24 protein-coding genes are annotated in these 22,055 nt (G+C 73.6%); 5 read left to right on the top strand and 19 right to left on the bottom strand.

Going from position 1 to position 22,055, the window contains the following annotated elements; translation table 11 throughout:
• Positions 1–13: 13 nt before the first annotated feature.
• The 3 genes from thyX to O7611_RS05595 form a co-directional block, all read right to left on the bottom strand.
• Positions 14–751, bottom strand: coding sequence for an FAD-dependent thymidylate synthase (gene thyX, locus O7611_RS05605; protein ID WP_194799842.1), 738 nt, complete (start codon positions 749–751; stop codon positions 14–16).
• 162 nt (positions 752–913) lie between these two features.
• Positions 914–1,657, bottom strand: a complete 744-nt coding sequence (locus O7611_RS05600) for a DUF2752 domain-containing protein (RefSeq protein WP_442929327.1) — start codon at positions 1,655–1,657, stop codon at positions 914–916.
• A gap of 4 nt (positions 1,658–1,661) precedes the next feature.
• A complete protein-coding gene (locus O7611_RS05595; RefSeq protein ID WP_269696317.1) occupies positions 1,662–2,891 on the bottom strand; it encodes a winged helix-turn-helix domain-containing protein in 1,230 nt (409 codons plus the stop codon).
• Between the two features lie 79 nt (positions 2,892–2,970).
• On the opposite strand from O7611_RS05595, the gene O7611_RS05590 reads away from it, so the two are divergent.
• Positions 2,971–3,516 (top strand): GNAT family N-acetyltransferase, encoded by a 546-nt coding sequence (locus tag O7611_RS05590; protein ID WP_194799803.1) that lies wholly within the window; start codon positions 2,971–2,973, stop codon positions 3,514–3,516.
• Here the strand turns inward: O7611_RS05590 and O7611_RS05585 are convergent.
• Entirely contained in the window at positions 3,421–4,725 is a 1,305-nt protein-coding gene (locus O7611_RS05585; RefSeq protein WP_194799802.1) for a glycosyltransferase family 87 protein, read from the bottom strand. The two genes, O7611_RS05590 and O7611_RS05585, sit on opposite strands and share 96 nt — an antisense overlap.
• A gap of 35 nt (positions 4,726–4,760) precedes the next feature.
• On the opposite strand from O7611_RS05585, the gene O7611_RS05580 reads away from it, so the two are divergent.
• A complete protein-coding gene (locus O7611_RS05580) occupies positions 4,761–5,345 on the top strand; it encodes a GNAT family N-acetyltransferase (protein WP_269696316.1) in 585 nt (194 codons plus the stop codon).
• Positions 5,346–5,529: 184 nt separating this feature from the next.
• Here O7611_RS05580 and O7611_RS05575 read toward each other — a convergent pair whose 3' ends face one another.
• The 7 genes from O7611_RS05575 to truB form a co-directional block, all read right to left on the bottom strand.
• Positions 5,530–5,997: a GNAT family N-acetyltransferase gene (locus O7611_RS05575; protein WP_269696315.1), complete on the bottom strand. Its 468-nt coding sequence runs from the start codon at positions 5,995–5,997 to the stop codon at positions 5,530–5,532.
• 77 nt (positions 5,998–6,074) lie between these two features.
• Positions 6,075–6,836, bottom strand: a complete 762-nt coding sequence (gene dapB / locus O7611_RS05570) for a 4-hydroxy-tetrahydrodipicolinate reductase (protein ID WP_194799799.1) — start codon at positions 6,834–6,836, stop codon at positions 6,075–6,077.
• Between the two features lie 54 nt (positions 6,837–6,890).
• Positions 6,891–8,258 (bottom strand): M16 family metallopeptidase, encoded by a 1,368-nt coding sequence (locus O7611_RS05565; RefSeq protein ID WP_194799798.1) that lies wholly within the window; start codon positions 8,256–8,258, stop codon positions 6,891–6,893.
• A 121-nt stretch (positions 8,259–8,379) separates the two neighbouring features.
• A complete protein-coding gene (locus tag O7611_RS05560) occupies positions 8,380–10,746 on the bottom strand; it encodes a polyribonucleotide nucleotidyltransferase (protein ID WP_269696314.1) in 2,367 nt (788 codons plus the stop codon).
• A gap of 220 nt (positions 10,747–10,966) precedes the next feature.
• Complete coding sequence (gene rpsO / locus O7611_RS05555) at positions 10,967–11,236, bottom strand: 30S ribosomal protein S15 (protein ID WP_013284678.1); 270 nt, start codon at positions 11,234–11,236, stop codon at positions 10,967–10,969.
• 182 nt (positions 11,237–11,418) lie between these two features.
• On the bottom strand, positions 11,419–12,345 hold the full coding sequence (locus O7611_RS05550; RefSeq protein WP_269696313.1) for a bifunctional riboflavin kinase/FAD synthetase: 927 nt from the start codon (positions 12,343–12,345) through the stop codon (positions 11,419–11,421).
• Between the two features lie 32 nt (positions 12,346–12,377).
• Entirely contained in the window at positions 12,378–13,262 is an 885-nt protein-coding gene (gene truB, locus O7611_RS05545; protein WP_194799796.1) for a tRNA pseudouridine(55) synthase TruB, read from the bottom strand.
• 108 nt (positions 13,263–13,370) lie between these two features.
• Between truB and O7611_RS05540 the strand changes: the two genes are divergently transcribed.
• The 3 genes from O7611_RS05540 (at position 13,371) to O7611_RS05530 (ending at position 15,735) form a co-directional block, all read left to right on the top strand.
• On the top strand, positions 13,371–14,366 hold the full coding sequence (locus O7611_RS05540) for a hypothetical protein (protein WP_269696312.1): 996 nt from the start codon (positions 13,371–13,373) through the stop codon (positions 14,364–14,366).
• A gap of 43 nt (positions 14,367–14,409) precedes the next feature.
• Positions 14,410–14,709, top strand: a complete 300-nt coding sequence (locus tag O7611_RS05535; protein WP_269696311.1) for a hypothetical protein — start codon at positions 14,410–14,412, stop codon at positions 14,707–14,709.
• Positions 14,710–14,793: 84 nt separating this feature from the next.
• Positions 14,794–15,735, top strand: coding sequence for a hypothetical protein (locus tag O7611_RS05530; RefSeq protein WP_194799793.1), 942 nt, complete (start codon positions 14,794–14,796; stop codon positions 15,733–15,735).
• A 6-nt stretch (positions 15,736–15,741) separates the two neighbouring features.
• Here the strand turns inward: O7611_RS05530 and O7611_RS05525 are convergent, their stop codons facing one another.
• From O7611_RS05525 to O7611_RS05490, 8 genes are all read right to left on the bottom strand, one after another.
• On the bottom strand, positions 15,742–17,061 hold the full coding sequence (locus tag O7611_RS05525) for an MATE family efflux transporter (RefSeq protein WP_194799792.1): 1,320 nt from the start codon (positions 17,059–17,061) through the stop codon (positions 15,742–15,744).
• Between the two features lie 47 nt (positions 17,062–17,108).
• Positions 17,109–17,618, bottom strand: a complete 510-nt coding sequence (locus O7611_RS05520) for an adenylate kinase (RefSeq protein ID WP_269696310.1) — start codon at positions 17,616–17,618, stop codon at positions 17,109–17,111.
• Between the two features lie 551 nt (positions 17,619–18,169).
• Complete coding sequence (locus O7611_RS05515; RefSeq protein ID WP_175438725.1) at positions 18,170–18,379, bottom strand: DUF6186 family protein; 210 nt, start codon at positions 18,377–18,379, stop codon at positions 18,170–18,172.
• Complete coding sequence (locus O7611_RS05510; RefSeq protein ID WP_194799791.1) at positions 18,379–18,786, bottom strand: hypothetical protein; 408 nt, start codon at positions 18,784–18,786, stop codon at positions 18,379–18,381. Before O7611_RS05510 ends, O7611_RS05515 begins: the two co-directional genes overlap by 1 nt.
• Positions 18,787–18,921: 135 nt before the next feature.
• Positions 18,922–19,935, bottom strand: a complete 1,014-nt coding sequence (locus O7611_RS05505; protein ID WP_269696309.1) for a DHH family phosphoesterase — start codon at positions 19,933–19,935, stop codon at positions 18,922–18,924.
• Positions 19,932–20,420, bottom strand: a complete 489-nt coding sequence (gene rbfA / locus O7611_RS05500) for a 30S ribosome-binding factor RbfA (RefSeq protein ID WP_194799789.1) — start codon at positions 20,418–20,420, stop codon at positions 19,932–19,934. Before rbfA ends, O7611_RS05505 begins: the two co-directional genes overlap by 4 nt.
• Before the next feature lie 181 nt (positions 20,421–20,601).
• Positions 20,602–20,895, bottom strand: coding sequence for a DUF503 domain-containing protein (locus tag O7611_RS05495; RefSeq protein ID WP_194799788.1), 294 nt, complete (start codon positions 20,893–20,895; stop codon positions 20,602–20,604).
• Between the two features lie 41 nt (positions 20,896–20,936).
• Positions 20,937–21,980, bottom strand: coding sequence for a TRM11 family SAM-dependent methyltransferase (locus tag O7611_RS05490; RefSeq protein WP_269696308.1), 1,044 nt, complete (start codon positions 21,978–21,980; stop codon positions 20,937–20,939).
• Positions 21,981–22,055: the final 75 nt, after the last annotated feature.

Genomic DNA, 22,055 nt, shown 5'->3' with positions numbered 1-22,055 from the left:
GAAGGGCGACGAGTCACTCGGCGTGCGGCGACGCTGCCACCTCGGTGCCGTCAGGCAGGGTGGAGATCTCGAAGTCGGCGAAGACGTTCGGCGCGACGCCCTTGAGCTGGCGCAGGCACTCCACCGCCAGCTCGCGGATCTCCACGTCGGCGTGCTCGGTGGCGCGCATCTTCACGAAGTGGCGCCAGGCCCGGTAGTTGCCGGTCACCACGATCCGCGTCTCGGTGGCGTTCGGCAGCACCGCCCGGGCCGCCTGGCGGGCCTGCTTGCGGCGCAGCGTCGGGTTGGGCTCGTCGGTGAAGCGGCTCTCCAGCCCCTCCAGCAACTCGGTGTACGCCCGCACCGCCGCGTCGGTGGCCTCGACGAACTTCTTGTGCAGCTCCGGGTCGTCGGCGATCACCGACGGCTCGACCATCGCGGCGTCCCGCTCGGGCACGTAGCGCTGGGAGAGCTGCGAGTAGGAGAAGTGCCGGTGCCGGATCAGCTCGTGGGTGAACGAGCGGGAGACGCCGCTGAAGTAGAAGCTCACCGAGCCGTGCTCCAGCACGCTCAGGTGGCCGACCTCCAGGATGTGCGCCAGGTAGCCGGCGTTGGTGGCGGTGGCCGGATTCGGCTTCTTCCAGCTCTGGTAGCAGGCCCGGCCGGCGAACTCGGCGAGCGCCTGCCCACCGTCCGCGTCGGTGGACCAGGGCACCTCTTCGGGTGCCTGGAACTGGGTCCACGCGATCAACTTGACCTGGGGCTGAACCATCTCCGGCATTCCTGCGACTGTAGTGGCCCCGCCCCCCACCGTGGAAATCGGCCACGCGGCCGCACCGCCGGCTCGGCGATCGGCCCCGAAGAAGATCTTGGTAGGAAAGCGCCCCTCCGGGGGCCGTTTCGTACCAAGATCTCGCCAGGGCTGGGCTCCGGGCTAGACGTAGAGCGAGGTGAAGGGGGCCCACGGCAGGTTGCGGACCACCGAGAAGACCCCCCAGGCGGCCAGGAACACGCCGATGACCTTGGGGCTGAACTGGGCCTCGGGCAGCTTCCAGCCGAACGCCCGGTTGCCGGCCCAGGCCACGAAGAGCCAGGTCAGGAACGGCAGCGCGAAGACGAACAGGAAATGGTGCCGGGCTGCGGCGGGCAGGTCGCCGTGCAGCACGTACCAGAGCGCGCGGGTGCCGCCGCAGCCCGGGCAGTCCAGCCCCGTGGTCAGCTTGAGCAGGCAGGTCGGCGCGGCGTCCGGGTCGCTCCGGGTCGGGTCACTGACCAGCGCGTACGCGATGCCGAGGCCGACGCAGCCGAGCGCTGCGAGCGGCACCGCCCAGCGCGGGGCGCGGGCGTGCAGGCGCATCACCAGCCGGGTGAGCCGGTCGCTCTCGACCGGCTGGTACGCCGCCGGGTAACCCGGCCACGGCGCTCCGGGTGCTCCGGGTGCTCCGGGTGCTCCGGGTGCTCCGGGTGCTCCGGGTGCTCCGGGTGCTCCGGGTGCTCCGGGTGCTCCGGGTGGAGCGTGCGGACCGGCGTGCGCGTGCGTCTCGGCGTGCGAAGGCTGCCCGGCGTACGCGTAAGCGTGCGCCTCGCCCTGCGGCCCGGACTCCGGCTGCGCGGGCCCGTGCGGGTGCGGCTCGGTGTGCGGGTCGGGCGCGGTGGCAGGCCGGTCAACGCTCGTCACGCGCTCACCGTACACCGGCCACGCCCACCAACGCGGCGGCCAGCGGCCCCGCGAGGTCGCCCGCGGCGGGCGGGGCGACCGCGTCCAGGCCGAGCCAGCCGGCGAGCCGGTACAGCTCGGCGGCGAGCGCCACCGCGGTCTCCCCCGGGTCGGCGCCCGGCTCGACCCAGGCGGCGGGCACCAGCAGCGCCCCGGCCTTCCGGTCGGCCTTCAGGTCGACCCGGGCGGTGAAGCGCTCGCCCTGGCGGAACGGCAGCACGTAGTAGCCGTAGACCCGCTGGGGCGCCGGCACGTAGATCTCGATCCGGTAGGTGAGGCCGAACAGCCGCTCGGTGCGCGCCCGCTCCCAGACCAGCGGGTCGAACGGGCTGACCAGCGTGTTGCCGCGGACCCAGCGGGGCAGCCGCGCGTCGGCGTGCAGGTAGGCGGGGTGCCGCCAGCCCTGCACGGTGACCGGGGTCAGCTCGCCGGCCTCGACCAGTTCGGCCACCGCCCGCCGCGCCCCGGCGACCGGCAGCCGGAAGTAGTCGCGCAGCTCCGGCTCGGCGGCGACACCGAGGGCGCGGGCTGCGATCGACACCAGCGACCGGTGCGCCTCGGCGTCGGTCGGGGTGGGCGCATCCAGCACGGCGGCCGGGAGCACCCGCTCGGGCAGGTCGTAGCGGCGGGCGAACGAGTTGGTGCGGTCGGCGGCGGTGACCTCGCCGGCCCAGAACAGGAACTCCAGCGCCCGCTTCACGGCCGACCAGTTCCAGCCCCAGTTTCCGGTCTCCCGTGGGGCGTCGTGCTCGATCTCGGCCGCCGTCAGCGGCCCCCGGGCGGCCACCTCGTCACGGACCCAGGCGACCAGCTCGGGCTGCTCCTCGGCGATCCGGCGCATCCCGCCCCACGCCTCGTCGCGGGCCTTGGCCATCCGCCAGCGCAACGCCGGATGCAGCCCCACCGGCACCAGCGACGCCTCGTGCGCCCAGTATTCGAACAGCTCACGCGGGCGGCGGTAGGCGGCGGTGTCCAGCAGCGCGGTCGGGTAGGGCCCGAGCCGGCTGTAGAGCGGCAGGTAGTGCGCCCGCTGGAGCACGTTCACCGAGTCCATCTGGATCAGCCCGACCCGGTCGAGCACCCGGCGCAGATGGCGGCGGGTGGGCACGCCTGAAGGCGCCGGGTCGGCGAAGCCCTGGGCGGCCAGGGCGATCCGGCGGGCCTGGGCGGGGGAGAGCGATTCCGGTACGGCCATCGCCGGCGACCCTAATCCAGCGGTACGACACCGGGAGCGGCGGCTGGACCGATCGCCCGCCGGGGCATAGAACGGACAGGTGCTCACCATTCGCCGGGAGGAACCGGACGACGCCGAGGCGATCGCCCGGGTGCACGTCCACGGCTGGCAGGCCGGGTACGCCGGGATCATGCCCGAGGAGGTGCTGACCCGGCTGAACCCGCGCGCCTGGGCGCAGCGCCGCCGCGACCTCGGCACCGCCGACCCGGAACACCCGTTCACCACGCTCGTCGCCGAGGACGGCGGCACGATCGTCGGGTTCACCACGTTCGGGCCGTACCGGAACAACCAGGACCGGGGCGACCTCGACCCGGCGCACGGCGAGCTGCTGGCGATCTACCTGGAGCCGGCGCACTGGGGCTCGGGCGCCGCGCGGACGCTGCTCGCGGCGGCTCGCGACGGGCTGGCCGAGCGGGGCTGGACCGGGTACCGGCTCTGGGTGCTCGCCGACAACACCCGGGCTCGCCGCTTCTACGAACGGGCCGGGCACCTACCGGACGGTGAGGAGTCCACCTATCCGGTGCCGCTCTCCGGCGGGCGCACCCCGATCCTGCTCCGCGAGCTGCGGTACACCACCGGAGGCTGACCCGGCCGGGACGCCGTCGCCGGGACGCCCACCGCCGGCCGGCATGAGCCGGCGCCGGACCGGCAGCCCGAGCAGCAGCGCCAGGCTGATCCACACGTACGTGTTGCTGCCGAGGAACCCGTCCACGCCGGTGAAGTCCTTCTCCCAGGACCAGACGATCCGGCTGCACAGCAGCGCGTACCCGATCAAGGCGGCGGCCAGCAGCAGACGGCGCCGGCGGCTGCGCGCGGGCGCCGCCATGCCGTTGTCCACGAGCAGGATCAGCCCGGGCAGCAGCCAGACCAGGTGGTGCACCCAGGTCACCGGGCTGACCAGGCACATCACGGCGCCGGTGAGGGCCAGGCCGGTGGCCTCGTCGCCGGCGGCCACCGCCGCCCGCGACCGCCACGCCCACACCACGAGCGTCAGGAGTACGAGCGCCAGCCAGGCGATCGTGCTCGGGTGCTGCGGGTCCAGCCGGGCCACCACCCCGCGCAGCGACTGGTTGGAGACGAACGCCAGCTCGCCGACCCGGTCGGTGTTCCACAGCGCCTCGGTCCAGAACTCCCGGGAGGCGTCGGGGAAGAGACCGGCGGCCACGAGTGTGGCGACGGCAGCCGTGCCGACTGTGGTCAGCGCGGCCCGCCAGCGGCCGGTGACCAGCAGGTAGACGATGAAGATGCCGGGCGTCAGCTTGATCGCGGTGGCCAGGCCGATGCCCACGCCCGCCCAGCGGCTGCGCGCCGGCAGCAGCCACAGCAGGTCCACCGCCACCAGGAAGAGCAGCAGCATGTTGACCTGGCCGAAGTTGACCGTCTCGCGCATCGGCTCGTACGCGGCGACCAGGCAGAGCGCGACAGCGAGCGCGAACCAGCGCGTCCAGCCGGACCGGCGGGCCACCGGGTCGAGCAGCCGCCAGATCACCACGGCGCTCGCCAGCACCGTCGCGGTCACGCTCACCACGATCGCCGCGCTCCACGGCAGGTAGGCCATCGGCAGCATCACCAGGGCGGCGAACGGCGGGTAGGTGAAGCCGTACTGCGTGCCGGGGCGCAGGAAGTCGTAGATCTCCCCGCCGTCACGCGCCCAGTACGTCAGCGCGCCGTAGTAGACCTGCAGGTCGAAGAAGCCGTGCCGCACCGCCGCCACGGAGAGGAACACGGTGACCGCCGCGGCGAGCGCCACCACGGCGACGACCTGCGTGATCGTCCGCCCGGCACCCTGCGCCACCGTCACCCTCCTCGCCCTGCGTAGGCTCACGTGTCATGGCTGCAGGCTACGTCCGGCCCGCGCGTCCCGAGGACGCCGGCGAGATCGCACGCATCCAGCTCGCGACCTGGCGGGTCGCGTACCGCCGGATCCTGCCCCGGCACGTGCTCGACAACCTCGACGAGGCGTACCTCGCGCGGCGGTGGAGTGCGGCGGTGCAGGAGCCGCCCTCGGGCGCGCACCGGGTGCTGGTCGCCGTCGAACAGGCGGCGCAATCCTATCTGGTGGGGTTCGTCGCCTCCGGTCCGGCCGACGCCGACGCGCTCGCCCCGGACGAGCCGGCCGAGGCGCTCGGCTCGGGCGTCGCGGCGGTGACGGACCTGCTTGTCGAGCCCCGGTGGGGGCGGCGCGGGCACGGCAGCCGGCTGCTCGCCGCGGCTGTCGACCACTGGCGGTCCGACGGGCTGACCCGGGCGGTGGCGTGGACGTTCGACGCCGACGCGGCGACCCGCAAGTTCCTCGGCTCGACCGGCTGGGAGCCGGACGGCGCGGCCCGGGCGCTGGACGTGGACGACATGCTCGTCCCCCAGCTCCGCTTCCACGTGGCGGTCCCGGAGGAAAATCTTCCGCCGCAGCGATGAGTTCCGCTCGTCTCGCCGGTCCACCCTCGCGTGGGTGGGCCGGCGGTCCCGGCACGGGGCAGGACCGCCACCCCACCCGCCGCACCCCCGTCCTCACCCGGTCGATCATGAAGTTGGCGGCAGTCGGGGAGATCGAGAAGGCCGCCAACCTCATGATCGACCGGGGGCAAGCCCGGGGTGAGGGTCAGGCGGGAAGGAGTTCGGCTACCAGTTCGTCGTCCTCCATCACGCCAGTGGGGTGGAAGCCCAGGGACATGTAGAGGGCGGCGGCGGGCTTGTTGTCGGGGTGGTAGCTGAGGCGGATCGGCCGGCCCGCCTCGGCGAGCCAGTCCGCGAGCGTCCGCACCGTCGCGCGTCCCAGGCCCCGGCCCTGCTCGGCGGCGTCGATCACCATGCCGCCGATCCAGCGCGACCCGTCGTCGTCCACGCCCCACATGACGTGGCCGACGACAGTCTCGTCGGCGTAGACGGCCAGCGAGTTCCAGACGTCCGAGCGTTCCGTGAGGAGCAGGTAGCGGGCGGCGAGCGCGGCCACGAAGGCGCGCTGGTCGTCGTGCGGCGCGACGTCCGCCACGGCCCGCCAGTTGTCGTCGTCCACCGGGCGCAGCGTCACCCGGCGGCCGGTGCGGTCGGAGTGTCCGGAATCGATCATGGAAAGTAGCCTAGGTCGACGCCCTCGACCAGGCAAAACGGTTTCCCCCAGCGGGCCGGGGGAAACCGTTTTGCCGGTCAGTCGAGCAGGGCGTCCAGGCCGACCGTCAGACCGGGCCGGCGACCCACCTCGCGGACCGCGAGCAGCACGCCGGGCATGAACGACACCCGGTCGTACGAGTCGTGCCGGATGGTGAGCGTCTCACCCAGGGTGCCGAACAGCACCTCCTGGTGGGCGACCAGGCCGGTGGCGCGTACCGCGTGCACGCGTACCCCGTCGATGTCGGCGCCGCGGGCGCCGGCCACCTCGTCGCGGGTGGCGTCCGGCGCGGGCCCCAGACCGGCCTCGGCGCGGGCCGCGGCGATCAGCCGGGCCGTGTGGGTGGCGGTGCCGCTCGGCGCGTCCAGCTTGCGCGGGTGGTGCTGCTCGACGATCTCGACCGACTCGAAGTAGCGGGCGGCGCGCGCCGCGAACTGCATCATCAGCACCGCGCCGATGCCGAAGTTGGGGGCGATCACCACGCCCACGCCGGGCCGGTCGGCGAGCCAGCCGCGCACCTCGGCGAGCCGCTGCTCGGTGAAGCCGGTGGTGCCGACCACCGCGTGCACGCCGTTCTCGACGCACCAGCGCAGGTTGTCCATGACCGCGTCGGGGGTGGTGAAGTCGACGACCACCCCGGCGCCCGCCCGGGCCACCGCGTCCAGGTCGTCGCCCTGGTCGACTGCAGCGACCAGATCCAGGTCGGCGGCGGAGTCGACCGCCTTGCAGACCTCCATGCCCATCCGGCCCCGGGCACCAAGCACACCGACCCGGGCCGCCGTCTTCTGCTGCTCAGTCACGGCCCACAACCTATCCCAGCGCCCGGCACGGGGTCCGGCGGACCGGCGGACCGCTCAGCTCGTGACCGCGAAGCTCCCGGAGTCGAACGGGCCGACCACCGCCAGGGACATCGGCCGGCCGAGCAGGTCGGCGGCGAGCGCGTTCACGTCGTCGAGCGTCACCGCGTCCACCCGGGACAGCAGGTCGTCCACCGGCATCAGGTTGCCGTAGAGCAGCTCGCCCTTGGCGAGCCGGCTCATCCGCGAGCCGGTGTCCTCCAGCCCGAGCACGAACGAGCCCTTGCTCATCCCCTTGCCCCGGGCCAGCTCCGCCTCGGTGATCCCCTCGGCGGCCACCCGCGCCAGGCCCGCACGGGTCAGGTCCAGCACCTCGTCCACCTTGCCCGGCGCGCAGCCGGCGTAGACGGCGAACACGCCGCTGTCGGCGTACTGGCTGGCGTACGAGTAGACCGAGTACGCCAGGCCCCGCTGCTCCCGGATCTCCTGGAACAGCCGGCTGGACATGCCGCCGCCGAGCACGTTGTTCAGCACGCCGAGGGCGAACCGCCGGTCGTCGGTGCGGTCGATCCCCGGGCAGCCGAGGATGACGTGCGCCTGCTCGGTCTCCTTCGGCTCGACGAGCGTGGTGGCCGGCTTGGTGCGTACCGCCGGGGTGGCCGACCGGTGCGGCGCGGGCGACGCCGGGTCGGTGTCCAGCGGGGTGCCGCGCAGCGCCTGCCGGACCAGCTTGACCACCGCGGCGTGGTCGAGGTTGCCGGCGGCGGCGATCACGATCTGCGGCGCGGTGTAGCGGCGGCGGTAGAAGCTCTGGATCTGCCGCCGGGTCATCGGCGTGACCGTCTCCTCCGTGCCGGAGATGAGCCGGCCCAGCGGGTGGTCGCCGTAGACGGCGCGGGCGAACAGGTCGTGCACCTCGTCGCCGGGCTCGTCGTCGTGCATGGCGATCTCTTCGAGGATGACGCCGCGTTCGGTCTCCACGTCGGCGGGGGCGAGCACCGAGTCGGCGACCAGGTCGCACATGACGTCGATGGCCAGCGGCAGGTCCTCGTCCAGCACCCGCGCGTAGTAGCAGGTGTATTCCTTCGTGGTGAAGGCGTTCGTCTCGCCGCCCACGGCCTCGATCTGCGCCGAGATCTCCAGCGCGCTGCGCTTGTTGGTGCCCTTGAACAGCAGGTGCTCCAGGAAGTGCGCGGCACCGGCCTGCGTGCCGGTCTCGTCGCGGGAGCCGACCGCCACCCAGATGCCGAACGACACGCTGCGCATCGCCGGGATCGCCTCGGTGAGCACGCGCAGCCCGCTGGGCAGCACGGTACGGCGGACGGTGCCGCCGAGCGGGTCGTCGCTGAGCGTACGGGTGACCGCGCGGGCCGCCGAGCCGATCGGCGCCACCCCCCGTCCCGTCGAGGCGCCTGACGAACTCACGAGAACCTGCTCTCCGGATGACGAGGAACGGCGGGACGTACGACGGCTCCAGCTCGCGCGGGCGACCTGGAGCCGTGGGCCGGCCCGGGTGACGCGGACGTCACCCGGGCCGGTCGGTGGATCAGCTGTGCCGGGTCCGGCGACGCGGACGGGACTCGCCGCCGCCCTCGCCACCCTCGGAGCGGCGCTCGCCACCCTCGGAACGACGCTCCCGGTCACCCCGGTCACCTCGGTCACGCGGGCCGCGGTCGCCGCCACGGTCCCGGCCGGACGGACGGTCGCCACCCTCGGCGGCGGCCGGCGCCTCGGCGCCCTCCGGGCGGACCTTGTCCAGGTAGATCTTGCCGCGGGCGTCGATGTCCGCGATCTCCACCTCGACCTTGTCGCCGACGTTGAGGTAGTCCTCGACCTTCTCGACCCGCTTGCCGTCGCCCACCTTGGAGATGTGCAGCAGGCCGTCGCGGCCCGGCAGCAGCGAGATGAAGGCGCCGAACGCGGCGGTCTTCACCACGGTGCCGAGGAACCGCTCGCCGGCCTTGGGCAGCGTCGGGTTGGCGATCCCGTTGATCCGGTCGACTGCGGCCTGGGCGGACGGGCCGTTCGTGGCGCCGACGTAGATCGTGCCGTCGTCCTCGATGGAGATCTCGGCGCCGGTCTCGTCCTGGATCGCGTTGATGGTCTGGCCCTTCGGGCCGATCACCATGCCGATCTTGTCGACCGGGATCTTGACGGTGGTCACCCGCGGGGCGTAGTCCGACATCTCGGCCGGCGCCTCGATGGCCCGCTGCATCACGTCGAGGATGGTCTGCCGGGCCTCGTGCGCCTGCTGGAGCGCGGCGGCCAGCACGTCCGACGGGATGCCGTCCAGCTTGGTGTCGAGCTGGAGCGCGGTGACGAAGTCACGGGTGCCGGCGACCTTGAAGTCCATGTCGCCGAACGCGTCCTCGGCACCGAGGATGTCGGTCAGCGTCACGTACTGGGTCTTGCCGTCGACCTCGTCGGAGATGAGGCCCATGGCGATGCCGGCGACCGGCGCCTTCAGCGGCACACCGGCCGAGAGCAGGCCCAGCGTCGAGGCGCAGACCGAACCCATCGAGGTGGAGCCGTTGGAGCCGAGCGCCTCGGAGACCTGCCGGATGGCGTACGGGAACTCCTCGCGCGAGGGCAGCACCGGGATCAGCGCCCGCTCGGCGAGCGCACCGTGGCCGATCTCGCGCCGCTTCGGCGAGCCGACCCGGCCGGTCTCACCGGTCGAGTACGGCGGGAAGTTGTAGTTGTGCATGTAGCGCTTGCGGTTCTCCGGCGACAGCGTGTCCACCATCTGCTCCATGCGCAGCATGTTCAGCGTGGTGACGCCCAGGATCTGGGTCTCGCCGCGCTCGAACAGCGCCGAGCCGTGCACCCGCGGCAGCACGCCGACCTCGGCGGTCAGCGGACGGATGTCACGCGGGCCGCGGCCGTCGATGCGGACCTGCTCGCGCAGCACCCGGTTGCGGACCTCGGACTTGGTCAGCGACCGGAACGCGGCGGAGAGCTCCTTCTCGCGGCCCTCGAACCGGCCGGTCAGCTCGTCGGCGACCTTGGCCTTGATCCGGTCCAGGGCCTCCTCGCGGTCGGCCTTGCCGGCGATCTTCAGCGCCTCGGCGACCTCGGCGCGGGCCACCTCGGCCACCGCGTCGTACGCGTCGTCCTGATAGTCCAGGAAGATCGGGAACTCGGCGACCGGCTTGGCGGCCACCTCGGCCAGCTCGCTCTGCGCCCGGCACAGCTCGCGGATGGCCGGCTTGGCGGCCTCCAGGCCGCTGGCCACGATCTCCTCGGTCGGCGCGGTCGCGCCGCCCGAGATCAGGGTCACGGCGTTCGGGGTGGCCTCGGCCTCGACCATCATGATCGCGACCTCGCCGTCCGCCAGGGTGCGGCCGGCCACGACCATGTCGAAGGTGGCCCGCTCGAGCTCCTCCAGGGTCGGGAAGGCGACCCACTGGCCGTCGACGTGCGCGACCCGGGTCGCGCCGATCGGGCCGGAGAACGGCAGGCCGGACAGCTTGGTCGACATCGAGGCGGCGTTGATCGCCACTACGTCGTACGGGTGCTGCGGGTCGAGTGCCAGCACGGTCTCGACGACCTGGACCTCGTTGCGCAGGCCCTTGACGAACGACGGGCGCAGCGGCCGGTCGATCAGCCGGCAGGTGAGGATGGCGTCCTCGCTGGGCCGGCCCTCGCGGCGGAAGAACGAGCCGGGGATGCGGCCCGCGGCGTACATCCGCTCCTCGACGTCCACGGTCAGCGGGAAGAAGTCGAACGACTCGCGCGGCTGCTTGCCGGCAGTGGTCGCGGAGAGGACGACCGTCTCGCCGAGCTGGGCGACGACGGAGCCGGCGGCCTGGCGGGCCAGACGGCCGGTGGAGAAGGTGATCTCACGGGTGCCGAAGGCCCCGTTGTCGATCACCGCGGTGCGGGATTCGGTGCCGAGGTTGGTCTCGGTCATGTGCTGTGGTGCTCCTTCGCGTCGTCGGCCGACGACACGGGAACTGCTCAGGCGGCCGGTCTTCGATCGAAGCGCCCGGGACGGCCGGCGTCGTGCCGGGATTCCCGGGGGCCACTACCGGAGACCGGTGCTGACCGGCTCCCTCTTCGGGTGTCGCGCGGCCGGGTTCTTCGGTGGTACCGGAACGGGGGAGCAGCCAGGCGGCCACTCCCCCGTCAGGTCATCGGCGCAGGCCGAGCCGCTCGATGAGCGACCGGTAGCGGTTGATGTCCTTCTTCTGGACGTAGTTCAGCAGCCGGCGGCGCCGGCCGACCAGCAGCAGCAGCCCACGGCGGCTGTGGTGGTCGTGCTTGTGCACCTTCAGGTGCTCGGTGAGCTCCGCGATCCGCTTGGTCAGGACCGCGACCTGCACCTCGGGCGAGCCGGTGTCGCCCTCGGCGGTGGCGTACTCCTGGCGGATCTTGGCCTTGGCTTCCTGGTCGAGCGCCATGTTCTCCCTGTTTCGTGGGTCATTCGATGAGGTCCGGAGCGGTCGTGGTGACCGGTGCAACGGACCGGTTCCTCGCACCCGCGGCGTCGTGCAGGCACGCGAGGCCCCCGTCGGTCAGCCGACGTCTCCGTCAGCCTACCAGCCCTCGGGACGGACGGCCGGTCAAGGTGCCCCCGCGCCGGTCAGAGCACCGCCCGGCGGGTGCGTTCCACGTCCTCGGCGATCTGGGCCACCAGCGGTTCGATCGCGTCGTATGTCCGCTGCTCACGCAGGTGCGCCACGAAGTCCAGGGCCAGCCGCTCGCCGTACAGGTCGCCGCTGAAGTCCAGCGCGTACGCCTCCACCCGCCGTTCCCGGCCGGAGAACGTCGGGTTGGTGCCGATCGACACCGCCGCGGCCAGCGGTTCACCGTCGCGGCGCACCAGGCGGGCCGCGTACACGCCGTCGGCGGGCACCGCCGCGTACCTGTGGGTCAGCAGGTTGGCGGTGGGGTAACCCAGCTCACGTCCGCGCTGGTCGCCGCGGACCACCACGCCCTCGACCCGGTGCGGGCGGCCGAGCGCCGCCGCCGCCGCGCCCACGTCGCCCGCGTCGACGCAGGACCTGATGTACGTGGAGGAGAAGACCGTTCCCGCCTCGGCGACCAGCGGCGCCCCCTCGACGGCGAACCCGAAGGTACGGCCCAGCCGCTCCAGCAGCGGCACGTCACCGGCGGCCCGGTGCCCGAACCGGAAGTTGTCGCCGACCACCACCAGCGCGGCGTGCAGGTGCGCCACCAGGACGTCGTGCACGAACGCCTCGGGTGGCAGCCGGGAGAACTCGACGGTGAACGGCACCACGCAGAGCACGTCCGCGCCGAGCGCCTCGATCAGCTCGGCCTTGCGCGCCGGCTCGGTGAGCACGGCCGGGTGCGAGCCGGGGCGCACCACCTCGGCCGGGTGCGGGTCGAACGTCACCACCACCGACTTGACGCCCAGCTCCCGGGCGCGTGCCACGGCGTGCCCGATGGTGGCCTGGTGCCCCCGGTGCACGCCGTCGAAGACGCCGATGGTGACCACCGAGCGTCCCCAGCCGCCGGGCGCCGCCTCGTACCCCCGCCACCGCTGCATGCCGTTCCTCCCCCTGTCCGCCCGCGCGCCGTTCAGGCCGGGGCCAGCACGATCTCCGCGCGGGCCCGACCGTCCCGCTCGCTGACGATAGCGATCAGCCCGCCCGCCGGGTCGAAGACGGCGTACGGCCCGGTGATCCCGGCCGGCGCCAGCGGCCCGCCGTGGGAGAGCACCCGGGTCTCGTCGGCGGTCGCGTCCCGGCGCGGGAAGAACCGCGCGGCGGCGGCGTCCAGCGGCAGGTTCACCACGTCCGGTGCGCGCTCCTCGAGCTGGTCGAGCGTGGCCGCCTCGTCGAGCGTGAAGCCGCCCACAGCGGTCCGGCGCAGCGCGGTGAGGTGGCCGCCGACGCCGAGCGCCGCGCCCGCGTCGCGGGCCAGCGCCCTGATGTACGTCCCGGACGAGCAGGTCACGTCCACGTCCACGTCCACCACGTCCGGGACGTCCCGGCGGATCGCCAGCACGTCCAGCCGCGACACGGTGACCCGGCGGGCGGGCAGCTCGACCGCCTCGCCGTCACGGACCCGCTTGTACGCCCGCTGACCGTCGATCTTGATGGCGCTCACCGCGCTCGGCACCTGGTCGATCTCGCCGGTGAGGGCGGCCAGCGCGGCGCGTACCCCGTCGTCGGTGACCGCACCGGCCGGTGTGGTCGCGACCACCTCGCCCTCGGCGTCGTCGGTGACGGTGACCTGCCCCAGCCGGATCGTCGCGGCGTAGCTCTTGCCGGCGCCGATCACGTACGTGAGCAGCCGGGTCGCCCGGCCCACACCGATCACGAGGACGCCGGTGGCCATCGGGTCGAGCGTGCCGCCGTGACCGACGCGGCGGGTACGGGCCAGCCGCCGGATGCGGGCCACCACGTCGTGCGACGTCATGCCGCCGGGCTTGTCGACCACGATCAGACCGTCTGTGCTCACGACCGCCAAGCCTGCCAGACGCCGGTGATCGGCCCTGCGGGGGATACCGCCCAGCTTCGGCGGGGTGTCAAGATCGTGCGCCCCCGACCCGTCTGCCCGGGAAGTCCGATGACCGATCACCGCTCCGCCTCCGATCCGTACGCCACCGATCGTCCGACGGAGGACGAGCTGGGACGGGTGCCCGAGTGGCTGCGCCGGCCCGCGCCGGAGGTCGAGCCGGGCCGCGGCGACCGCCTGCGGATCGCGCTCGGCGGGCACTCCGGCAAGCTGCTCGGCGGCGTGGTCGTGCTGGTGCTGCTCGCGTTCTTCGGGCTCGTCGGGGGCCTCGGCTACCAGGGTTTCCAGCGCTGGCGGGAACCGGCCGCCGAACACCCCACGGTCAGCCTGCCGGTCGGTGAGCAGGCGTCCTCGTCGGCGTCCCCGCCGCCGGCCGCCGGCCCGTTCGACGGCACCCCGGCGGCCGCCTTCCCGGAGGGCGCGGCGGGGATCGCGCTGCCCCGGGCCAAGCAGACCGGCGCGTTCAGCGAGAAGCAGGTGGCCGACACGCTGGCCAAGGTACGCACGGCGCTGGTGACCGCCCGGCTGGACCGCACGTTCTTCACCGCGAAGAACCCGGAGCGGCTGGTCCGCCAGTTCGCCCCGGACGCGCGGGCCGACCTGCGCGACGACTTCCCCACCGGCGAGGCGGGCACCTACGCGACGCGGCTGGCACCCGGCGCCCAGCTCACCGCCGACCAGCCCCGGGTCAAGGGGCGGATCAGCTACCGCGCGACGAAGGACTCCCAGGGCATCCGGCTGCTGGAGGTGACGACGAACTTCGTCTGGGCGTACGCGTTCCCCACCGCGAGCATCGAGCCGGGCGACGGCGTCGTGGTGGTCCACGACACGGTGGTGTGGAGCGTCGCGCATCCGGACGACGTGGACCGCAGCTCGGCCGGGCTGTGGATCGACAAGGCCGACTCGTACGCCTCCAACATCGATTGCGCGGCGTTCGACAAGGGCTTGCTCAAGCTCGGCAAGCCGTCGTTCGGCGGGCCGGCCGACCCGGACCCGGACGCCGTCTTCGACCCGGACAAGACAGTCGACCTGCCGGACACCTGCTGACCCGCCCCGCCTCACCACGCCGCCCCACGGTAGGAGCCTTTCGATGAGCGACGCCCCGCCCTCGCCACCGCACCGTGCCCGGGTCGACCTGCCGGACTGGATGCGCAATCCGGAGCCGCCCCGCCGTACCCTCGGCCGCCGCCTGTCCGACCTGGTCGACGGCGTACCGGCGCTGGCGGCGGCGCGCCGCCGGATCTGGGCCTGGCAGGGCCGGACCCGGTTCGGCGAGCGGCATCCCACGATGGCCGCGATCGGGGCGTTCGTGTTCGTCCTGGTGACCGCGACGCTGCTGGTCGTCGGCACGCTCTACCTCGCGTGGGCGATCCGGCAGGGGCGGATCTGACCGGCACGGAACGGGACAGCCGGATCGGCGGCCGGGTGCAATGATCATGCGCCCCCTGCCCCTGCACCCCCTCTGGAACGCCGCATGAGTACCGAAGACGGGACCACCCCACCCGAGCCGGATCCCTACGCCGTCGCCTCGCGGGGCGAGGAGATCCGGCTGCCGAGCTGGATGACCGGCGCGGACACGCACGTCCCGCTGACCCGCGCCGAACGCTTCCGCATGGTCTGGTCCCGGCAGCGCGGCAAGCGCCACGTCGCCTTCGTGGTGGTGCTCGCCCTGGTGCTGATCGGCGGCACGGCCGTGATCGGCCGGGTCACCGTCGATCGCGTGCGGTCCGGCACCGCCGCCGCGGCCTCGGCCTCGGCCAGCCCGTCTCCGGTTCCGCTCAGCCGGGTGGGCGAGCCGCGCGACCTCTTCGCCGGAACACTCGGCGCGGACTTCGCGATCGGCGAGGCAGGGATCGTCCTGCCGCAGGCCACGGCGCGACCGCCGTTCACCGCCGGCCAGGTGGCCACGGCGCTCGGCCGGGTCCGGGCCGCGCTGATCCAGGCCCGGCTCGACCTGTCCATGATCCTCGGCGACACGGAGCCGTTCCTGGCGCTGCTGGCGCCTGCCTCGCGCGCGCAGATGCGTACCGACTTCGAGGACTCGTCGTTCCTCAACTACGCCACCCGGATCGGCTCGCAGGACCGCGCCGACGAGATCCGGGTCCGGGGTGAGATGCGCTACCGGGCCGTCACCGGCGACGACGGCCGGCCGCTCCTGCGGATCACCACCGAGTACGTCTGGATGTACGCGTTCGACGTGCCGCGGACGACGCCGGGCCGGGCCGGAATCGCCACCATTCGCGACCGGGTCGTCTGGGAGGTCCCCCACCCCGACGGGCTGCCGGCGGCGAAGCGCGGCCTCTGGCTCGTCTCGGCTCAGGCGAGCACGAGCAACGTCGACTGCGCGCGGCTGGGTGCGGGCTTCTTCGTGGTCGAGCCGTGGATGGGCGGTCCCGGTTCGTTCCAGCCCTGCTGAGCGGCGTCAGCGCACCGCGCCGACCACCGCCCACGCGCCCGAGCGCATCCGCAGCAGCAGGCCGGCCAGCCGCAGCACCACGAACAGCATCAGCCCGGCCCAGATCCCGCCCAGCCCGAGCTCCAGCCCGTACGCCAGCCAGATCGCCGGCAGGAACCCGCCGAACGCGCACACGATGGTGAGGTTCCGCAGGTAGCGCACGTCGCCCGCGCCGATCAGCACCCCGTCGAGCGCGAACACCACGCCGCCGATCGGCTGGAGCGCGACGAACCAGGGCCAGGCGGTCATGGCCTGCTCGCGTACCTGCGGATCGGAGCTGAACCACGACGGCACCACGCCGGCGCCGGCGGCGATCAGCACCGCGAACGCCACGCCGCACAGCCCGCCGAGCAACGCGACGCGGCGGGCCAGGAACCGCGCGGCCGCCGCGTCGCCGCCGCCGAGCGCGGCGCCGACCAGCGACTGCGCGGCGATGGCCAGCGCGTCGAGCACCAGCACGGTGAAGAACCACAGTTGCAGGGCGATCTGGTGCGCGCCGACCGCGGCAGCCCCGAAGCGGGCCGCGACGGCGGTGGCGGACAGGAAGCTGGCCTGGAACGCGACACCACGCACGAGCAGGTCCCGGCTGAGCACGAGCTGCTGACCGATCACCCGGGGCCGGGGGCGCAGCGAGACCCGCTCGCGCACGAGCGCCGCCGCGAACAGGACACCGGAGAGCGTCTGCGCGATCGCGTTCGCCACCGCCGAGCCGACCAGGCCGAGCCCGGCCGGATAGACCAGCAGCGGGCAGAGCACCGCGGAGAGCAGGTTCGGGCCGAGCACGAACAGCAGCGGGCGGCGGGTGTCCTGGATGCCGCGCAGCCAGCCGTTGCCGGCGGCGGCGAGCAGCAGGCCGGGCGCGCCGAGGGCCGCGATCCGCAGCCATCCGGCGGCGGCGTCGGCCACCTCGCCGGGGCCGCCGACGAGGGTACGCGCCAGCGCGCCGCCGCCGATGCCGATGGCGATCGCCACCAGCACTCCGGTGGCCAGCGCGAGCCAGGACGCCTGGACGCCCTCGGCCACCGCGGCGGCCCGGTCCCCCGCTCCGAACCGACGGGCCGAGCGGCCGGTGGTGCCGTACGCGACGACGGTGCCGACCCAGGCGGTGAGCGTCATGACGGTGCCGCCGACGGCGAGCGCGGCCAGCGGCACCCGGCCCAGGTGACCGACCACAGCGGTGTCGACGAGGACGTAGAGCGGCTCGGCGGCCAGCACCACGAGGGCTGGGAGCGCGAGCGCGGCGATCCGCCGCGGTGAGGCGGTGACGGGGGTGGCGGTGGTGCTCATCGCCGCCGATCCTGGCACGCGCCCAGTAAGGTCCGCAAGGCGGCGGACTACTTACTCACGTCGGCCAGGAACCGGGCCGTGTCACGGCGCCCGCGCAGACGGCGCACCGGCAGCCCGGGGGCGTGCTCGGACAGCGCGGCCAGCACCCGGGGCCGGGAGTCGCGGGGGTAACGCCAGACGTCGGGCAGGAAGTCGAGATCGAGCCGCTCCGGGCAGCCCTCGGGCCGGTCGGGGCGGGACGCGGCGCGATGCGCCCACCGGCGGCGGACGATCCGGACGAGGCAGCGCGGCCGGGAGGTGTCGCAGAGCACCAGCAGGTCGGCGCGGGGCAGCCGCAGGTCGAGCGTGCTCGCGTAGTTGCCGTCCATCACCCAGGCCGGGCGGGCGGCGAGCGCTGCTACCTCGGCGCGGAAGTCGGCCTGGGCGGAGGCGGTCCAGCCGGGGCGCCAGTAGTGCCGGTCGAGGTGGATCAGGGGAAGGTCGAGTCGCCGGGCCAGTTCACCGGCGAGCGTGCTCTTGCCGGCGCCGGAGCTGCCGACCACGAGGATGCGTCTCACCGGGCGACGGTAACGGCGCGCGGGGCGGCGATGCGCCCCGCGCGGCGGTGACGTCGGCGTCGGGCCGGGGTGTGGACCGCAGGCCCGGCCGGCGTCACCGCCGGACGGCGTCCGTCACTGACGGGTGTCCATCGAGGTCTGCAGCGCGCGGCGCATCTGCTCGCGCGCCTCGTCGGTGGTGGTCTCGGTCTGCGGCTTGCGCTTGCTGGGCATCTGAGGTCCTTCCAGGGTGCGGACCACCGGGACGTGGCGGCCCTACGGGCGCCCGGCGCTCCGGATCGGCGCGACGGCGAATCGCGCCGCGACCGGAAGTCGTCGGCGGCTGAGCGCCTGGCAGCGGTCCGGGATCACCGGAGCGGCTCGCCTGGCAGCGGGAGCCCGGGGTCGGTCCGACCCTGGAGGGAGGCGGCGCCGGGTGCGGCACCACCGCCCGTGACCAGCGCCGCGAAGCGCCGATCCCGCACCCAAATTAACGTTCACTTTCCGGATACTGCCCACAGTTCCCGAAATGCGGAAAGATCAACGTCATCGTCCCGCTCGGCCGGCCGCTGTCAGCGCGCCAGGAAGTGCCAGCCCAGCCACCACCAGAAACCGAACAGCCCGATCCGGCCGACCGGCACCGGGCCCACCTCGTACCGCATCACGAACGCGCAGACGTCGGCCAGCGACGGGATCCGCGACCCCTCCCGGCGCGCGGCCCACTCGACCACGGCGAACAGCACGATCGAGACTCCGAACCCGCCGATCGCCAGTGCCCGCATCATCGGCGCACCAGTCCCCAGAACGCGGACAGCCACGCGAACCAGGCCGCCGACCGGGCCAGATTGTCCTCCAGCAGCGGATCGGCCAGCCGGGAGAAGGTGGGGAAGTCGTCGCCCGCCGCCATCACGAACGTCGCCCCCTCGAAGACCCCGAAGACGGTCACCGGGACCAGCCACCAGAGCGCGACCGACGGCAGCCGGCGCGGCGCCGGTCGCCGAGGCACCCGGTTGCTCAGCCCGACCCAGATCAACCCGCCGCCGGTGGTGAGGATGTAGAGATTCGCCGCGGTCGAGAAGGACGGCAGCTGGCCGCCGACCAGGGACAGGCAGATCAGCACCGGCACGGATACGACTGGCCGGTCCCAGGCCCGGGGCGCCTCGACGGTGAGCTCACGGGGATGATCCATCACCCGATTGTCCCCAGCGTCACGCACGGCGGAAAGGCTGGCACGCCTCGTAATCCCCGGAAAAGCCGCCGATCAGCTCACATCTCGGTGTGCCGCCACGCCTCGGCACCACGGAGATTAAGGGACAATCCGTCCTTAAGGGGCGGCAGCGAGTTCGGCACGGATCCGGCCGACCACCTCGTCGAGCGATCCCCGCCCGGTGAAGCCGGCCGCGAACCGGTGCCCGCCGCCGCCGAGCGCCACCGCCACCCGGCTCACGTCCACCGCGCCCTTGCTGCGCAGCGACACCGCCCACTCGGCCTCGCCGGCCTGCTTGACCACACAGCTCACGTCCGCCTCGGCGGTGCAGCGCACCGAGTCGATCAGCGCCTCCAGCACGTACGCGGGCTGGTCGTGGCGGACCAGGTCCTCGCGGGTGGCGTACGTCCAGACGAGCCCGTGCCCGGCGGCGGCCGCCGGTTCCAGCGCGGCCCGGCCCAGCACCTCGCCGAAGAGGCGGACGGCGCCGAACGGGCGGGTGTCGAAGATCCGCCGGGAGATGTCGCCGGGCCGGATGCCGGTCGCGATCAGGCGCGCCGCCGTCTCGTGCACCGCAGGGGTGGTCGCCTCGAACCGGAACGAGCCGGTGTCGGTGGTGAGCGCGACGTACAGCCCGGTCGCGATCTCCGCGTCCAGCGTGATGCCGAGCCGGTCCAGCAGCTCCAGCGCGACCACCGAGGTGGCGGCGGCGTGCGGGTCGACCAGGCTGATCCGGCCGAAGCCGCTGTTCGAGGCGTGGTGGTCGAGCACCAGCGAGACGCCCGCCGTGTCCAGCCGGTCGGCCAGCTCGCCCAGCCGGGACTCGCTCGCCGCGTCGAAGCAGATAACCAGGTCCGGAGCCGGGTACGCGTCGTCCTGCGGCACCAGCAGGTCCATGCCGGGCATCCACCGGAACGGCTCGGGCACCTCCGGCGGGCCGGGGAAGGTGGCCTGGAGATCGCGGACACCGAGCCGGCGCAGGCCCAGCCCGAAGCCGAGCATGCTGCCCAGCGCGTCCCCGTCCGGGTTCACGTGGCAGATCAGCAGCACCCGCGCGTCGGCGGGGAGGTCGCGTACCGCCGCGACGGCGGCCGCCCACGCGGTCTCGGTGGGCCCGGCCGCCTCGGTCACCGGCGCTCGCCGGCGCGCGGCTCGTCGTCGTCCTCGTCCTCCGCCGAGGCGTCGTCGGCGTCCTCGTCGTCCTCGACCCGGTACGGCTGGGCGTCGCCCGCGTACGCGGACTTGGCGGCCAGCCGCTGCACCTCGGCGTCGGCGGTACGCGCCGCGGCCAGCAGGTCGTCGATGTGCTTGACCTGGTCCTGCACGTCGTCCAGGACGAAGGTCAGCGTCGGCGAGTGCCGCAGCCCGAGTGCCTTGCCGACGGTGCTGCGCAGCATGCCCTTGGCGCTCTCCAGCGCGGCGGCGGTGCTCGCCTGGGCCGCCGCGTCGCCGAGCACCGTGTAGAAGACGGTGGCGTCGCGCAGGTCGGCGGTGATCCGGGCGTCGGTGATCGTGATCATGCCGAGCCGGGGGTCCTTGATCTGGCTGCGCACCACCGACGCGACGAGTTCCCGGATGCGCTCCGCGTGCCGGCGAACCTTTGCCTGATCCGTCATGTCCCCCACCTCCGGGATCACCTGTACCCATGACGACGCCGGATCATCATGTGACCCGGGCCGCCGGCCGGAGACGGCGGGCGCGTGGGCGCCGCCGGGTCCGACCGCCCAACGCTGAAGAACATTACCCGCGCGCCGCCGGCCGTCGCGCGGCACGGCCGGAGTGCGGCGCGACGCGCCGTCAGTCGTCCGCGCCGTACAGGCGACGGCGCACCGACAGCAGCTCGGTCTCCGGGCGGGCGGCGACCAGCCGCTCACAGGAGTCGAGCACCTCGCGGACGTGGGCCGGCTCGGCGGCCACCACCGCCACCCCGATCTCGGCCCGGCCGTGCAGGTCCAGCGCCCCCACCTCGGCGGCGGAGACCTCGAACTTGCGCAGCGCGGCGACGATCGGCCGGACGTAGGACCGCTTGGCCTTCAGGGACCGGGAGTCACCCGGGAGCAACAGGTCGAACAGTGCGGTTCCGGTATACACGGCGAGCAACGGTACGCCGGGCGGCCCGGCCCGGCACGCGATTAAGGCGCGACGGCCACCAGCACGTCCCGCTCGATCGCCTGGTCGACCCGGTGGGCGAAGTCACCGAAGCCGGGGCCGTCGAGCACCCGCAGCCCGGCGGCGGCCAGCACCGCCTCCGCCTGCGCCCGCGGCGCCACGTGGGTGTTCCAGGACAGCCCGATCGCGCCGCCGGGGCGCAGCAGCTCCCGCCACACCGGCACGGCCGCGGTGAGCAGCTCCAGCGGGCTGCGGGACAACCCCTGGCCGGTACGGCTGCCGTGCGCCACCCCGTACGGCGCGTCGGTGACGATCACGTCCGCGCAGCGGGCGCGCAACGCCTCCCGGGCCCGGGTGGTGTCGGTGTTCAGCACGGTGACCCGCTGGGTGGCCCCGGCCCGGTGCTCGTCCCGCGACGGTGCGACGACGGCCTCGAAGCGGCGGGCGACCAGCTTGCGGTCCCGGCGCACCGACGTCGACTCGGCGGTGTGCTTGAGCCGCTTGCGGCGCAGCCAGGTACGCAGGAACGCCGCGTACGCCTCCACGTCCTGACTGTCACGCTCGATGCCGATGCCGTCGTAGCCGTACATCAGCGCCTGGTTGAGCGTGGTGCCCCGGCCGCAGAGCGGGTCCAGCACCACCACCGGCCCGTCCAGCATCCGCGGCGCGGAGGCGGAGGCGAGCACCGTGACGTTGAGCAGCAGCCGGGTGAACTGCTCGTTGGTCTTGCCGGCGTACTTGGGGATGGTGATCAGGTCGGAGTCGTACCGGGCCAGCGGGCGCAGCGGCACCGGCCGCAGCAGGTCGTCGCCGACGCGCTCGAACAGCGCGTACGCGGCCGACAGGTTCGCCAGGTGGGCCAGGTCCCGCTCGCCGAGCCCGGGCTCGGGGGCGGTGAACGTCAGGTACTCCACCCCGCCGATCCGCGTCACCTCCGCGTCGGCCGGTACGGCGTCCAGCACGCCCGATCCGGCGAACACGGCCAGTTCGGCGCGGGCCAGCCGGGCCGCCGCGTCGGCGTAGACGCGGTTGGCGGAGGGGGCGAGGAGCAGTGCGTACCGGATCACGCCGGAAATTGTCGCAGCCTGGGGAAACGGCGACGGCCGGGGCCCGAAGGCCCCGGCCGCCGGCCGGTCGTACGC

Origin of the sequence: Micromonospora sp. WMMC273 (assembly GCF_027460285.1) — a bacterium.
GTDB classification, from domain to species: domain Bacteria; phylum Actinomycetota; class Actinomycetes; order Mycobacteriales; family Micromonosporaceae; genus Micromonospora; species Micromonospora aurantiaca.
This window is presented reverse-complemented; position numbering and strand designations above follow the sequence as displayed.

Bases quoted from the DNA above. Each gene is read 5' to 3' on its own strand.
- thyX (WP_194799842.1), bottom strand. From the start codon at position 751: ATGGTTCAGCCCCAGGTCAAGTTGATCGCGTGGACCCAGTTCCAGGCA.
- O7611_RS05595 (WP_269696317.1), bottom strand. From the start codon at position 2,891: ATGGCCGTACCGGAATCGCTCTCCCCCGCCCAGGCCCGCCGGATCGCC.
- O7611_RS05580 (WP_269696316.1), top strand. From the start codon at position 4,761: ATGGCTGCAGGCTACGTCCGGCCCGCGCGTCCCGAGGACGCCGGCGAG.
- O7611_RS05575 (WP_269696315.1), bottom strand. From the start codon at position 5,997: ATGATCGATTCCGGACACTCCGACCGCACCGGCCGCCGGGTGACGCTG.
- O7611_RS05560 (WP_269696314.1), bottom strand. From the start codon at position 10,746: ATGACCGAGACCAACCTCGGCACCGAATCCCGCACCGCGGTGATCGAC.
- rpsO (WP_013284678.1), bottom strand. From the start codon at position 11,236: ATGGCGCTCGACCAGGAAGCCAAGGCCAAGATCCGCCAGGAGTACGCC.
- O7611_RS05550 (WP_269696313.1), bottom strand. From the start codon at position 12,345: ATGCAGCGGTGGCGGGGGTACGAGGCGGCGCCCGGCGGCTGGGGACGC.
- O7611_RS05540 (WP_269696312.1), top strand. From the start codon at position 13,371: ATGACCGATCACCGCTCCGCCTCCGATCCGTACGCCACCGATCGTCCG.
- O7611_RS05535 (WP_269696311.1), top strand. From the start codon at position 14,410: ATGAGCGACGCCCCGCCCTCGCCACCGCACCGTGCCCGGGTCGACCTG.
- O7611_RS05530 (WP_194799793.1), top strand. From the start codon at position 14,794: ATGAGTACCGAAGACGGGACCACCCCACCCGAGCCGGATCCCTACGCC.
- O7611_RS05525 (WP_194799792.1), bottom strand. From the start codon at position 17,061: ATGAGCACCACCGCCACCCCCGTCACCGCCTCACCGCGGCGGATCGCC.
- O7611_RS05515 (WP_175438725.1), bottom strand. From the start codon at position 18,379: ATGCGGGCACTGGCGATCGGCGGGTTCGGAGTCTCGATCGTGCTGTTC.
- O7611_RS05510 (WP_194799791.1), bottom strand. From the start codon at position 18,786: ATGGATCATCCCCGTGAGCTCACCGTCGAGGCGCCCCGGGCCTGGGAC.
- rbfA (WP_194799789.1), bottom strand. From the start codon at position 20,420: ATGACGGATCAGGCAAAGGTTCGCCGGCACGCGGAGCGCATCCGGGAA.